This window comes from Neisseria sp. Marseille-Q2251 (assembly GCF_940793045.1).
Taxonomy (GTDB): Bacteria; Pseudomonadota; Gammaproteobacteria; order Burkholderiales; family Neisseriaceae; genus Neisseria.
The window spans coordinates 1-13,803 of the sequence record NZ_CALNWV010000055.1 but is presented as its reverse complement, the minus strand read 5'-3'; the positions used below and the strand labels follow the sequence as shown (position 1 = coordinate 13,803).

The 13,803-nt window shown below is 47.9% G+C and carries 10 protein-coding genes and 1 pseudogene; 5 read left to right on the top strand and 6 right to left on the bottom strand.

Going from position 1 to position 13,803, the window contains the following annotated elements; translation table 11 throughout:
* Window positions 1-1,253: 1,253 nt before the first annotated feature.
* A pseudogene (locus tag AAG834_RS12710) lies at window positions 1,254-1,412 on the bottom strand (transposase); the annotation flags it as partial.
* Window positions 1,413-2,968: 1,556 nt separating this feature from the next.
* Between AAG834_RS12710 and AAG834_RS12705 the strand changes: the two are divergent.
* Window positions 2,969-4,198: an ATP-binding protein gene (locus AAG834_RS12705; protein ID WP_070515469.1), complete on the top strand. Its 1,230-nt coding sequence runs from the start codon at window positions 2,969-2,971 to the stop codon at window positions 4,196-4,198.
* A 23-nt stretch (window positions 4,199-4,221) separates the two neighbouring features.
* On the opposite strand, the gene AAG834_RS12700 is transcribed toward AAG834_RS12705, so the two are convergent.
* Window positions 4,222-5,634, bottom strand: a complete 1,413-nt coding sequence (locus AAG834_RS12700) for a hypothetical protein (RefSeq protein WP_342032341.1) — start codon at window positions 5,632-5,634, stop codon at window positions 4,222-4,224.
* A 384-nt stretch (window positions 5,635-6,018) separates the two neighbouring features.
* Here AAG834_RS12700 and AAG834_RS12695 point away from each other — a divergent pair, with 384 nt between their 5' ends.
* From AAG834_RS12695 to AAG834_RS12680, 4 genes are all read left to right on the top strand, one after another.
* Window positions 6,019-6,588, top strand: coding sequence for a hypothetical protein (locus tag AAG834_RS12695; protein ID WP_070515463.1), 570 nt, complete (start codon window positions 6,019-6,021; stop codon window positions 6,586-6,588).
* Window positions 6,589-6,653: 65 nt separating this feature from the next.
* The gene (locus AAG834_RS12690) at window positions 6,654-7,136 is read left to right on the top strand and encodes a hypothetical protein (protein WP_003742232.1); all 483 of its coding nucleotides are present in this window, start codon (window positions 6,654-6,656) and stop codon (window positions 7,134-7,136) included.
* A 149-nt stretch (window positions 7,137-7,285) separates the two neighbouring features.
* On the top strand, window positions 7,286-8,068 hold the full coding sequence (locus AAG834_RS12685; protein ID WP_342032342.1) for a hypothetical protein: 783 nt from the start codon (window positions 7,286-7,288) through the stop codon (window positions 8,066-8,068).
* A 111-nt stretch (window positions 8,069-8,179) separates the two neighbouring features.
* Window positions 8,180-8,839, top strand: a complete 660-nt coding sequence (locus AAG834_RS12680; protein WP_342032340.1) for a phosphoesterase — start codon at window positions 8,180-8,182, stop codon at window positions 8,837-8,839.
* Window positions 8,840-9,106: 267 nt separating this feature from the next.
* On the opposite strand, the gene AAG834_RS12675 is transcribed toward AAG834_RS12680, so the two are convergent.
* The 4 genes from AAG834_RS12675 to AAG834_RS12655 form a co-directional block, all read right to left on the bottom strand.
* Window positions 9,107-9,553 carry a hypothetical protein gene (locus AAG834_RS12675; RefSeq protein ID WP_342032339.1) on the bottom strand — a complete coding sequence of 149 codons (447 nt, stop codon included), beginning with the start codon at window positions 9,551-9,553 and terminating at the stop codon, window positions 9,107-9,109.
* A gap of 380 nt (window positions 9,554-9,933) precedes the next feature.
* Window positions 9,934-10,464 (bottom strand): hypothetical protein, encoded by a 531-nt coding sequence (locus AAG834_RS12665; protein ID WP_342032338.1) that lies wholly within the window; start codon window positions 10,462-10,464, stop codon window positions 9,934-9,936.
* A 341-nt stretch (window positions 10,465-10,805) separates the two neighbouring features.
* Window positions 10,806-11,222 (bottom strand): hypothetical protein, encoded by a 417-nt coding sequence (locus AAG834_RS12660; RefSeq protein ID WP_146736906.1) that lies wholly within the window; start codon window positions 11,220-11,222, stop codon window positions 10,806-10,808.
* The gene (locus AAG834_RS12655) at window positions 11,219-13,393 is read right to left on the bottom strand and encodes an RHS repeat-associated core domain-containing protein (protein ID WP_342032337.1); all 2,175 of its coding nucleotides are present in this window, start codon (window positions 13,391-13,393) and stop codon (window positions 11,219-11,221) included. Before AAG834_RS12655 ends, AAG834_RS12660 begins: the two co-directional genes overlap by 4 nt.
* Window positions 13,394-13,803: the final 410 nt, after the last annotated feature.

The window sequence follows — 13,803 nt, the reverse complement described above, 5'->3', positions numbered from 1 at the left end:
CGGTTTGGCTGATGTTTTTGCATTGTTCGTAATAGTTTAAAGCTTTGTTTCTTAAGTCCGCAGAGTATGCCATGGTTAGACCTTAAAAGTTGAGTATTGTACTATTTTATTTTTAATTGACTATAATCCATTGTCCACGGCAGATTGTGTTCTACACTGCGTGGGGGAGGGTGATTTACCGGTGGGATAAGCAACAATGTCAGGTGCGCATCCATTGCCTTTGCCTATATTGGTACCAACTATATTAGCAGTAAAAAGCCCTAAAATTTTTTTCAGCCCATTCTCAAAGGAGGATGAATATTGGCAGACTATATGGCGGTTTGAAACGTAGAAAAACCTTTGTTCACTGAATGAATAACAGGTTACTTTGGATTGGCGTAGCTGGTTATCCCTATAAAAAGTACGATGGCCACAAGTGTATTCATGTAATGGAACTAGGTTCTGTTAATGCTGAGCGCCGCATGGTTTTTAATATAAAGTAGAAATAATATTAAATATCAATGGATTGATATTTTTGAAGTGGTTTCTGCCCGAGACTTTGGCAAAACTTACTAACCGGAAAACCTGGTCAGGCACACTTCCCCATCTGTTGAGCCTAATCAAGCACCGATTGAGCGGACAAGGTTCCGATATCCTGTGCGCCGATGTAGGTATCGCTAGCGTTATCCGGACCTGGTTTATCGGCGGCTGACAAAATCAGATCAGCGTATTAGTGCAAATGGAATCCGTACAGCAGTCACTACCGGCAACGACTGTGATGCATGCCAGGTTAAAGGCACTTTAAGGCTTGCTTACAGCATATCCGCACCGATGCAGAAAGTCATACCGACGGGCAATGGGCAGATTGCCGAGACCAAGTCCGCAATCAAAAGGGGGATTGAGGCAGACAGCTTTGCTTGGCTGAAAGATGATTGCAAGAACCTGGTTCTTTCACTCAGTGAAAAGTGAAACCTAATAAAGCAGTGATGATGATACCGACGACCGGCATCTATCTCCCCTAATGACCGGAGGAGTACCTAGGTTCGTGGTCAATCGTTTCATTGTTGATACTGTTTTCGTTACCAGCAGTATTCGTTTTGATTCAATGATATAGAGATCTTTGCAAAATTCCTTCCTCCCCCCAACAGCCGAAACCCCAAACACAGGTTTTCGGCTGTTTTCGGCTGTTTCCGCTCCCAATCACTCCTTAATTCTACCCAAATACCCCCTTAATCCTCTTCGGATACCCCATAATAGGGCATCTGTGTCACCTTTTAGGCAACAACAGGCACGCTTAGCCTGTTAGCCGCTTTCAACAGGTTTAAACACATCGCCTTCAGATGGCTTTGCGCACTCACTTTAATCAGACCAAAATAGGCTGCCCGGGCATAGCGGAATTTACGGCGCAACGTACCAAAGCTTTGTTCGATTACTGTCATTGGAAGAGAAAAAGTAGCAAGCCGGTACAGAAAAATTCCAGCCATGGTTTGCCAGGCCGGTGTACTAGGGTTCGTGTTGGAAAAATTTTTACTCAAGTTTGGGCCACATTTATTTTTTTCACGAAGTGTTCTACTACGGTCTGCATAAAAATAAAAAGATGAAGGACTGGTCTGCAAAGAATTATTTATCATTGGAGGAAGAGACTCTGAAAAATATGAGCGATATATGAAGATTTCGGAAAAATTTTTCTTGGGAGGTAAAACTTTTATTGTTTTGCCTCCCGAATTTTTTGAAATTATAGATTTGGGAAAAGTGGAGCTATGATATGTCCTAGAGATTGCTTTTTTTGTTTAAAGCGCATACTTATATTTATATATACTATATAAGTACCTATTATAAGAATATATATATCATATATAGTATATATACATCGGTGATTTTGGAAATTTTGGCTGACTTTTCCCATAGGGTTTGACACGATGGTCATCGGATTGTCGAGACGGAATTCGGTAAGACGCCCGTCGGCATACTCCGAGTTCGGTCGTCAACCGAACGAGGGCGAAGCTGATTTTATGTTATCGGGTTCGGCTCGACAGCCTTCGGGTTGGTAGGTGGGTTGATGACAAAAAGGGAAATAGTCGAGTATGCCAATATGGAGATGTATGCAAACTGGCGGATGGAGCGTTAGTTATGTCTGCTGAAGCAATAAATTCATCCTACGCTGTACCAATGACCAATGGGGTTAACCAAACCAACCCAAGAGCAGATTCGCGAGATGTATCTGTCCACCCAATAATAAAAAGGCCACCCAATCAGGGTGGCTTGTTTATTGGCTGGCGATTTGGTTAATATTGGTTCCACCAATAATTATCAGGATTGTAGTTGGGATTCTAGGATACCGATGATGTTTTAGAAGGGCGGGGCTGAATATCTCTGGTTGAATGTAGATAGGTTATGGAAAGGATGTTTGATGCCTTGCACCTCCTTCATGAGCGCATTGATATCACTACGGGTAGAACACAGTATCCGTTGCTGTTCTGTTGAGCGTACTTGAAGTAGGGAGGCCTGCGTACTGTGCTCCATGAGCTCCCCCTCCTTAGTGCCATCTGAACCCCGTCAAAAACCCTCTGCAGCTGCGAAAGAGCATGTTCTGGTTTCAGCAGTGGTTCGGATGTGCCTTTGTCGGTCAGCTTGCCTAACTGGAAAGAGCGGTTCTTTTTTTAGTCGGGTTAGCGTATCTGTAAGCATCATCAGCTACTTCCTGTTATGCTCGCTGATCGCTTAATGCTGTTAACTCTTCACGCACCTTTTGTACCGCCGGAGAATCTACCGTGTTATCTAGCCCGGTCTCTATTGTTGATTATCTGCCTAACAGCCAGAATGAGCGGCGCATCACACCCGAGGACTATGTCCGCCTGTATAACGAGGAGTGTATATGACGGCTGTTTCGCGGTGTGACCTACGGCATCATTACCACACAAAATAAGATGTATTGCGCAAAAATCCAGTTTAAATTAAGATTCCGTCTTAAGTTAAACTGGATTTTGTTATGTATTACCCACGTCACCTGCAATCCGTCCTGCAAAAGCTGTCCGCACAATTTCCCGCCGTATTGCTGACCGGTGCGCGGCAGGTCGGTAAATCTACGCTGCTTCAGCACATTGCGCCCGAATACGGATACCTTACCTTAGACGATCCCTTACTGCTCGACCAAGCCGAAAACGAGCCGCAACTGTTTTTATTGAACCACACGCCGCCGCTGATTGTGGACGAAGTCCAATATGCCCCCGAGCTGTTCCCCCTGCTGAAAATGGATATAGACCGGCGCAAGCAGAACGGCCTGTACCTGCTGTCCGGTTCTCAGGCTTTTGAGTTGATGCAAAATGTCAGCGAAAGCCTGGCCGGGCGCATTGCGGTATTGAAATTAAACGGATTGTCGTGGCGCGAAATGCGCGGCGATGATTTTCAGACGGCCTTTGTGCCGAATGAAGGCTATTTGGCTGACCGGAAACCGGTATTCAGTTTGCCCGAACACGAAAATATCTGGCAGATTATCCACCGCGGCGATATGCCGCGCTTATACGAGCAACCCGCAACCGACTGGCAGGTTTACTATGCCTCGTATGTCGCCACCTATATCGAACGCGACGTGCGCCAATTGGTCAATGTAGGCAGCAGCGGCGATTTCACTCGGTTCATGATTGCTATTGCCGCCCGCAGCGGGGAATTATTGAATTACAGCAGCGTGGCCCAGGAAATCGGTGTATCGGTGGATACCGTCAAGCGTTGGCTCACCGTGCTGCAAACATCGGGCATCGTCTATCTGCTGCAACCCTATGGCAACAACCACCTTAAACGCGCCATCAAAACCCCGAAAGTCTATATGCTGAACACCGGCCTGATGGCCTACCTGACCAAATGGCTGACGCCGGAAACCATTCAAAACGGAGCCAAGAGCGGGCAGTTTTTTGAAACCTTCGTGGTGGGTGAAATCATCAAATCCTTCCACAACCAAGGCCAAGAACCGCCGATTTATTTTTACCGCGACACCAATCAAAAAGAAATCGACCTACTGATCGAACACCAGCAGATGCTGTATCCCGTTGAAATCAAGGCTACCGCCAATCCCAATAAAAAAATGGCCGCCGCTTTCAACTTGCTGCGCAACACGCTGCCGGCAAACGAATTGGGCATCGCCCACGGCACGATCATCAACCAGTACCCGCAAAAAATCTGGTTGGCAGAGAATTTGGTTGCCGTGCCTGCGGCCTATGTTTGAGGCTACCTGAAACTATTTTCGAGCTAACGCTTTATCTTTCTTTTCACGACACGCTCGGCGAAAGCTTCCTCATTTTCTGTTGTTGAGCCGATGAAATAATCTTGATCGTAGCGGTAAAACAGTTCATCCAGAATCCGTATCGGGTTGGTCATACGGTCATCTCGCAGGTGTAACAGATCCCGTTCGCGCAGGACGTACAGCTCATGCCCTTTGGCCATGCGGAAATATTGCCATAAACTCATTACCTGCAAAGGCGGCAGACCATCATCTTCGGTATCACTGACATACAGCCCGTATAGCTGCAACATGGTGGTCAAGGCCATCATCGCTTTATTATTGTCCGAACCGGAATATTGTCTCCATTGTGCTAGCTTAGCTTTGGCAATTCGCGGAATGACGCGCACATACTCGATGTTTTTTTCGGGGTGTGAGGTGGTTTTGGGTGCCAGTGCTTCAGGCAAACCGGATCCGGGCAATACTGTCTGCCAAGCTTCACCCCAAACCGGTTTTTGTTTCGCCTGCGCGTATTCTTCCAGCCGGATATAGATGTCTATAGCCATGCGGACGGCTTCTTCAAATGAATAATCCCAAGTCCGTTCATCAGTTTGCATGGCTATGCCCGCAGCGGGATCGTATTGCTGTAGTCGTTCGGTTGCTTCCAGTTGGCAGGCACTTGCCCACATGTTTACCACGCGGTACAAAGTTAGGGGTAGCCGTAAGGCCAAATCTTCCCATTCTTCAATTTCTTCTGTTGGATTTTCAGGTAGCCCGACCGGATAAAACACGGCGGGGAAAAAACGTCCTCCGTATGCAGGCTGGCTGAAAACAACTTGCGGCCTGTTGCCCAAACGTACTTCGATCTTACCCAGCTGTGATTCGGGTGCTGCCAGGATGTTGAAAGCGTCTGCTATTTCCTGTCCATCAAGATCGTAGAATACAAAGCCGGCATGCTGCAAAAATAACACGATCGCAAAATTGATAAACACACTGGAACTGACATTGTAGCCGCTCATGCGCCGCCAGCAGGTTAGTGCCGCCCCCATTTCCTGCTTCAAGTTTTCATTGGAAAAACGGCAGGTAAAACGGAAATTGTTCCAGCCGTTGATGACGGGTGCTTCTATAAAATTAAATGTATTGTCATAAAATTGGTACTGCTCAGCCGTTTTGGCGATGGCAGCTTCCACGGCCCAAGTGATACAGTCGTTCATGGTAATGGCCAAGCCATCTGGATTGTATACCCCAAGTAGATCGGCCGCCTTCTGCAGGCAGACCCTCAGGATCTCGTTTAACAGGATCTGCTCACTCCACTCTTCCGTCATGGTGGCAGCCGCCTTCTCGGCCTTCGCTGCCTTGCGCATTTTTCGGGCAGACCAAGCTGCCAAATGCGCTGAGTCAAATACAACTAATTCTTTCTCTGATTCTTTTTGTTCAATCATTTTCCAAGAGTCATCTACGGATAACAGAACTGATTCTACTGTAAGTATCTGTACTAAACAAAATCATCTAGTAGGATTTGTAGAACCCTGTTAATAACATTCATAAATTAAACTTTTAGATATTAATTGACAAATTAAAGCGGTTTTGATATTTTCTCTACAAGTAATTCCTGGATGACTTATTTACAGATTATTTAAGGAGCCACCATGGCCTTCTCTAACGATATCCGGGTTCCTGATGTGCAGCGATGAAGAGTTTGAGTGTGTGTACGTACAGGGTAAAAAGGCTTGGTTTTAAGTCCTCATCTTGATATTCAGGCTACCTGAAAATTATGAGGTAGCCTGAGAACCCCTCTCCCACCTATGTTAATTAGAAAGAAAATCATGAAACGTAACCCCTTATTGGCTGTGAGCGTATGCAGTTTATTGCTGGTTGCCTGTACCGCTGCAGATATAGATAACTTTTTCATAGGTTTGGGTGGGGCACTAAGTGCCAACGGCGGCAGCACGGCCTCACAATGTGCCAAATCCGATTTAAATATAAAGCTTGGCCGGCCAAGTTGGCGGTATGTAGGTCGTTTTGTAGGTGGTCAGGCGGGGGTAGATAAAAGTTATGATGCCAACTCTATACGTATTGTTGATAATAATCCTAATATCATAGCGGTTAGAATGAAAAATCAATATGTAGTACCGGTAAACGGAGGCCTAGGAGTTAAGATAGATAGGCAGGAATCCATTCACGTGTATTATTGCAAGGAAAGAAGTTATGAAGCAGTGCGCATGAAGAACTTTTATAGAAACAGATTGGTAAGTACACGTAATGCAGGTACTAAAAGCGATGAGACAGACTTACGCAGCCCTTATTGGGGATACTCAAACAACCCCAGTTGCGGGGCCCGGATGAGATATGGTGCGATTACTGAAAAAATGCTTCATATACTCTGTGACAGTTGAGTTTACTTTTATTCTTCAGGTAGCGGCTAATTTCTACATACTCCCTCATTCACAAGGAACCCATTATGCAAAAAATTCTTCTTTCTACATTACTGCTCACCACCGCCTTGGCCGCCCAAGCTACGCCACAAACCTGCGCCGTTCCGCTGCAATCAATGACTATCGAAGGATTGAAACTCGACGAACCGGTTAGCTCCTTCCAACGCCGTTTCCCGCAAGCCCGCCGACATGCCAGCAATTCGCAATCCGGGCAGTTTGACACCGAACCCGGACAGCTCCGCCTCTCGCCCGATGTGCAATCTGTGGCATATATCAACTATGCACGCGGTCAAATCAGTGCCTTCTCGCTCGTTTATGACGATCTCGAAACATCCGTTGCCGGTCTTGCCCGTGCATGGACGGGGCGTTATGGTTTACCCAAAACAGGTTGGCAAAGAGGTCGGCAGCAATATGTTTACCGCTGTCGCGATTACCAACTGACGATTAAACAGGATTTCGGCATGGGGCGTGGTACAATGGGCGCGACATTAACGCTACAACGCCGTTAAGCTTTATCGTCAGCTACACAGAATTCCGCTTCCTATATAATAGAAGCGGATTTTTTCAGGCAGCCTGAAAACGGTTACCCAAGAAATACCCCATGCCCGCCAACCCCATCCCATCCGAACATCCCCACGACTACACCCTCTCCCCCTGCATGCTCACCGACTGGACCTTCACGCGCTACCACACGCCCGGCAAATCCGAGTATGCCGTGGTGTACGGCACAGTCGCCCAGGATGGTTCGGGACGTTTTACCGCAGGCGGCCGAATCCGCACCTCGCCCGTTACCCTATGGGCTGCACCGCTGGCACATACGCACAACTCGGTGTACTGCCTGCTGGAAGGTGCAGGCTGCTTTTGCGACCTGCCTGCAACCTTGCAGCCTGCCATAGACAGTTTGGGTATTGACCCTGCAGAAGCGGCCGTAATCCTGCAAAACACCTTCATGCAGCCTGCACATGCCTTGCCTGAAACCGCCTGTTTCGGCGTTCCGGTGATGCGGTCGGCAGGACGGGGCGATTGTCCGGTCGTCATGGAGCGCCACATCGCCGAATTGCCGTTCTACCTGTTTTGGCGGGACAGCAGCATCGGTTCCGCCCAAAACCTGATAGACGGGCAAGCCGCCGTGTTTCTGCACGATTGGAACGCATTCTGCCGCCTGTTTGTCCGTACCGGCAGACACCGCGGCCAAACCGGCCACACAGGCAATCAAGCGGAAGACGGCCAATACAGCTATTTCGGCCTGCCGATTGTGCATATGCCAGAACAGGATAATGCCCCTGCCGTATCGGAAGCCGACATCGCCAAACTTCCGTTTTACACCTATTGGCGCACTGCCTGCGCTTCCGATATACATCCATTAACAGACGGCACTTACGTTGTGTACCTTGCCGATTGGGAAGCCTTCTGCCGACGGTTGGTATTGACCGGCAGATAGGCAGGCAAAAAGTGCAGGCTGCTTTTTATCGCGCCAACCCCATTTCAGACGGCCTCTAAAGCAGCCTGCACCTTATTTTTCATTGTCAGATGACCAGAAACCGAGTATCCCATGCCTCAAACCTATTTCACCGCCGACTGGCACTTCTCCCATCCCAACATCGCCCGATACTGCCCGCAATTCCGCCTGCAAAGCGATAACGCCGACGAGCTGAACGAATACCTGATCGACTGCTGGAACCGCGTCGTTACCCCGCAAGACACTGTGTACAACCTCGGCGATGTCTGCTTTGCCAAAAATCCCGCACACATCGAAGCCGTGCTGCAACGGCTTAACGGTCAACACCATTTGATCTACGGTAACCACGACTACCTAATTCGGCAAAACGAAGCACATTTCCTCAACACACGCAAAGCCGACGGTCATCCGTTGCTCTCGTCCGCCAGCCATTACCTGCGGCTCAAACTGCCCGAAATCGGCAATACCGCGATTTTGTGCCACTATCCCTTATACGAATGGGACGGCATCCACCACGGCCTATACCACCTCTACGGCCATCTGCACGACCGCATGGCTGCCGTCAAAGGACGCGCCCTCAATGTCGGCTGGGATATGCACGGCCGTTTCCTGACCGCACAGAATATTGACAGCTTCCTGCGCGACCTCCCTGCCGTGCAGTATTTCGATGACAAGCAAAACGTTATCGTTGGTAACAGTACGGAAGATGCAGCTGCAAAAATTCGGGCGAGATTGGCGGCATTGAATGAATGAGCTTTTATTTTTAGAAATGAATTTTCAGGTAGCCTTGAATGGTGTAGGCTACCTGAAAAACAACCGGCAAAACAAAAGGACGGGTTTTCAATCCGTCCTTTCCGCATCAGCAATACCGCCAAGTGTCCTGCATAAAATGAATGATCTCGTTTAACAGTACAGGCGAAAGCGTAAACAGCTTGTCCCCTTTCTTCTGCTCCACTTCCAAAATCAACATACAGCCTTCCGACAATTTTCCCTGTCCGTCAAATTCCAATTCTTTAATTTTTACCGACCGGGTGATGCCGTTATCCGCGAAGTTGTTTTGGTATGCCTCGCCCGTGTGCCCGTAAAAATGGTAGGTAAACGCCAGCTGGTCCAACACACTGGCGATCTCTTCCGCGCCGTAACCTCTTTGGCTGTCGGCAAAACGTTTCGGGTGTTCTCTTCTTTGCTCGGCACCTTCCATTGGTGCTGGGCGATGAGTTGGCCGTTTCCGTTGTAGTCGAAGCAGATGATGCTGTGGCGGTTGGCGGCGCGGACGAGATTGCCGTCCAAGTCGTATTGGTAAACGGTTTCCTGAACCTTGTCGTTATCGCGGGCGAGGGTGTGGATTAGGCGTCCCAATATATCGCGTTTGAACTCGGTAATCCGCAGCGGGGTTTGGCTGTCGAGGTCGTCTGAAAGCGGGGATGCGTCTTTTTTGGGGAGGGGCTGTCCGCCCAGCTGCGCCATCAGTTTGGCGGCGAGGGAGGCGTCGTCGCCGAATTCGCGCTGCTCGACCAGCTCGTTGCCGGCGTTGTAGCGGTAGCCGGTCAGCTTATGGTCGAAACCGCTTTCGGCAATCAGGCGGTCGAGGACATCGTAGGCAAAACGGTAGCGCGCACCGTTTTCATTGGTGAGGCCGACTAAGCGGCGGGCTTTGTCGTAGTGGTAGCCGAAGGTATGGCCCAGCGCATTGGTACGTCAGGTCGGCAGACCATCTTGGCCGTATTCGTAGGCGCTTTGGGCTAAGATTGTTAAAGAATAAATGGTTCAGACGACCTCGAAAAAGGATTGAGGTCGTCTGAAAGGCAGAAACTGCGTGCGTACCAGATACAAGCTGCCTACGCAGGCTACGGCTTGCTACGAATATTACCGTAATTTCTTAATAAGATATTTATAAACTCCTCTCCAAACTCTCTTATTAATACCTTCTCCATAGCCTTAAATCTTTCAATGTCTACAAACCAATCTCGATCCATCATATGGAATAACCTTATAGATTCTTTTTTTGAACTTTGAAATGCAAAAACACCCCAATTAATAGGTATATCCTGAACCGCAACCCAATTTAAATCAGTATCTGCCATAATAACTCCACCATCACCATAATCATTCGTAGAGCGTATCACTCTTTGTATATTTTTTAGTGAATTATCATGTTTAAGAATCCAGTTTTCCACCATAATATTAAAATCACAGTCTAAAAAATTAACTTGCTTATTAAAGCCACCTAAATCTAGCAAGTCAGAAAATTCCCCAAGAAACTCTAAATCCATTCCAAGCTCAAAATCAAAGAACAAAAAAGTATCATAATTGGGTATTAAAAAATTGTTGGGTAAAGAAAAATTCTGCCCAATAAAAATATCATTTATTTTTTTCATAAACATTTCCTTTATAACTATTTTGTAAATCTAATTTTAACTTGCGGTTTGTTGGTATTTCGGACCATCAAGGGTGATGGCTGTCCGACTATTTTTCCACGCATACCCCTTTCAGTATTTTTGGATAAAAATTATAGGAAAGGTCATCTGAAAAGTAATTTCAGATGACCTTGATGTTTTGTTGGGTCTCGACCCAACTTACGCTTGCTGATGGTTGACCAACTTTCCTAGGCATACTTCCTCTGGTATTTTTGGATGAGAATTATAGGGAAAGGTTGTCTGAAAATTGATTTCAGACGGCCTTGATGTGTTTTGTCGGAACTTGACATAATCTACGCAGGCTAATCATCTTCTATATATGGACTTGCTATAATAGTAACAATCCTGCTATTTTTCTCCCAAACTTGCAATCCTATTGTTTCAAATTCATAAACAAATTGTGGGATGCCATCATCTTCAAAATCTAACTCATCTATTTTACCTATAAAATTGCTCTCAGTAATTATTTTAAACTGATCAATAGTTAATCCAATTAAATTAGTATCTTTGTAAAATAGTTCTTTATAGCAAAATATAGAATCAATTTTATTTTCTCTCACAGTAATAAAAAAACTACCATCTTGAGATTCATACTCACATACTCCAAATTCATTCGGTGGACTATATTTAAAAAATTGTAGGATAGAAATATATTTATCAACATTTTCTCCAAACTTAAATGGACCTACAGATTTAAACGGGGATAGGTTTAATTTCATCGTTTTGCTCCTCTACTATGTTCTACACCTTTTGCTTTTCGTGCCGCAGTTTTCGTAATATTACTTATTTTTTTCTCCAAACTAAGCCTCTCTTTTCTAGGCATTCCAGGTTTAATCTGCTCTTGTAATTCCTTAATCCGTTTTTCAGCTGCTTTAAGTGATCTACCTCCATCTCCATGTTTCTCATTTTTAGAACTATCAGAATTTCTAGAACCTTTTTTCTGTTTCCTATTATCTTGCTCAACATCAGGATCATCATCAGGTGGCATAGGTGTACCTGCTCCCGCCCCCGCTATACTAGTATCCGCACGAGTACATTTTCCAGAGCCTTTTTTATTGGCGTTATTTTGAGCTATAGCAGGAGGGACAGGCTTGGTTGGTGTTTCTTCCTTTTTCTGTGGGGTATCTCCGCTCAGTATCAGTAGTAATCCCATAGCAGGACTGTATCTTATAATTGTAGCAGCAGCACGAGTTATGATACCTTCTGATGCCGGGTTGGCGGGTAAGGGAATGTCAATAGCAGCCAAACCCAACGGGTCAATGGACATTTGTACATTTGGCGCAAACGTATACAGGTTATTGCCACCTCTCAACCCAATCGGATCCTGATTCACAAACCGACCTGCATCAGGTTCGTAATACCTGAAGAAGTTGTAATGCAGCCCCGTTTCACGGTCGGCATATTGGTTCTGCAGGCGGAAGGGTTGGTATGCGCTATCCGTTACTCGGGTTTCCTCTTTCAGACGACCCCAGCCGGTGTAGTTGCCGAACCACAGTAAATTGCCGTCCTTATCGGTCATCTCCCTAGGGATGCCGATTTGGTCGCAGTGGAAATAGCGGGTTTGTTGTCGGTTTTCGCCGTCTTCGGTTGTCCAATTGCGGACTTGCGCCAGCGGTTCGTAGGAATCTTGATCGGTGTAGATATAGGTATATCTGCCGTCCGGTTTGACTTCCTGCAAGAGATGGCTGCCGTCCCAAACGAAGCGGGTTTCGTCTTCTAGGCTGCCGTCTGTTTTCAGACGACCTTTGCCTATCCTTCTGCCCAAGGCGTCGTAGCTGTACGCCCAAGTTTCTTTCGTGCCGTCTTTTTTGAAGATTTCGGCTTTAACCAGTTGGTCATGCAGATCGTAGAAATAGTTCTGCACTTCGCCGTCGGCGAGTTCGCGGTGGATGAGGTTGCCGAGGTCGTCGTAGTAATAGGTCGTGCCGTTGTAGGTTTTCAGGCGGTTGTCGGTGATGACGGAACGGTCGTCTGAAAGCGGCGCGGCGGTTTTGCCCTCTCCCCGACCCTCTCCCACGGGAGAGGGGGTAGGGTATGGTTTGACCTTTTCCGTCGGGAGGTCGAGGATATTGTGCGCGGGGTCGAAGGCGAACAGTTCATTGCCCGCTTGGGTAATCCTGCCCAGTTTGTCGTACTCGAACTTGGTCGTTCCCGTCCGCTGGTCGGTGCTGTGGGTCAGGTTGCCGGTGCGGTCGTAGCCGTAGCTGCGTTTGACGGCGGTTTGGCCATAGCCCGCCGCTACTTTGGTTTTGCCTTTGCCGCCTTCCGTCAGGTCGTTGAGGGTGGCGATTTGCCGTTTCAGACGACCTAAAGGATCGAGTTCGTAACGGCTGGCGAGTTTACCCTGTGTGCGGAAGATTTCGCGGTGCAGCCGATCGCGTTCGATGTCGGTGATGACTTCGTCGTCGAGGCTGATTTGGTGCAGGTGGCCGCTGCCGTAATACAGGTAGTTGATTTGTCTGCCGTCGGGCAGGACTGTGGCGGTGCGGTTGCCGTTGAAATCGTAGTGGTAGCGGACGGTTTCGGTAACGGGCAGGTACAGCATATCGTACTGCGCATCGCGCCAGTCGGTTTCGGGCAAACCGTTTCGGGCGTTTTCTTCTTTGGACGGCACTTTCCATTGGTGCTGGGCGATGAGTTGGCCGTTTTCGTTGTAGTCGAAGCAGGTGATGCTGTGGCGGTTGGCGGCGCGGACGAGATTGCCGTCCAGGTCGTAGCCGTAAACGGTTTCCTGAACTCTGTCGCCGCCGTCGCGGGCGAGGGTGTGGATTAAGCGTCCCAATATATCGCGTTTGAACTCGGTAATCCGCAGCGGGGTTTGGCTGTCGAGGTCGTCTGAAAGCGGGGCGGCATCTCTTTTGGGGACGGGCTGCCCGCCCAGTTGCGCCATCAGTTTGGCAGCGAGGGAGGCGTCGTCGCCGAATTCGCGCTGTTCGGACCAGCTCGTTGCCGGCGTTGTAGCGGTAGCCGGTCAGCTTATGGTCGAAACCGCTTTCGGCAATCAGGCGGTCGAGGACGTCGTAGGCAAAACGGTAGCGCGCACTGTTTTCATTGGTGATTGCTGACCAACTATTTTTCCAGGCATACCTCTGTCAGTATTTTTTGGATAAAAATTATAGGGGAGGTCGTCTGAGAATTGATTTCAGACGACCTTGATGTTTGGTTGGGTCCCGACCCAACCTTGTATATAGGAACTCCCGTATCATAGCAACAAACCGCCCGGCCGCCACCCGCACCCAACCAAGGCAAACAACCGTTGCGTAGCTCAGGGAGCGGTCGGGCAACCCATCGACACAACCG

Coding starts and splice junctions, on each gene's coding strand:
- AAG834_RS12705 (WP_070515469.1), top strand. CDS start 2,969: ATGTATTACCCACGTCACCTGCAATCCGTCCTGCAAAAGCTGTCCGCA.
- AAG834_RS12700 (WP_342032341.1), bottom strand. CDS start 5,634: ATGATTGAACAAAAAGAATCAGAGAAAGAATTAGTTGTATTTGACTCA.
- AAG834_RS12695 (WP_070515463.1), top strand. CDS start 6,019: ATGAAACGTAACCCCTTATTGGCTGTGAGCGTATGCAGTTTATTGCTG.
- AAG834_RS12690 (WP_003742232.1), top strand. CDS start 6,654: ATGCAAAAAATTCTTCTTTCTACATTACTGCTCACCACCGCCTTGGCC.
- AAG834_RS12685 (WP_342032342.1), top strand. CDS start 7,286: ATGCTCACCGACTGGACCTTCACGCGCTACCACACGCCCGGCAAATCC.
- AAG834_RS12680 (WP_342032340.1), top strand. CDS start 8,180: ATGCCTCAAACCTATTTCACCGCCGACTGGCACTTCTCCCATCCCAAC.
- AAG834_RS12675 (WP_342032339.1), bottom strand. CDS start 9,553: ATGGCGCAGCTGGGCGGACAGCCCCTCCCCAAAAAAGACGCATCCCCG.
- AAG834_RS12665 (WP_342032338.1), bottom strand. CDS start 10,464: ATGAAAAAAATAAATGATATTTTTATTGGGCAGAATTTTTCTTTACCC.
- AAG834_RS12660 (WP_146736906.1), bottom strand. CDS start 11,222: ATGAAATTAAACCTATCCCCGTTTAAATCTGTAGGTCCATTTAAGTTT.
- AAG834_RS12655 (WP_342032337.1), bottom strand. CDS start 13,393: ATGGCGCAACTGGGCGGGCAGCCCGTCCCCAAAAGAGATGCCGCCCCG.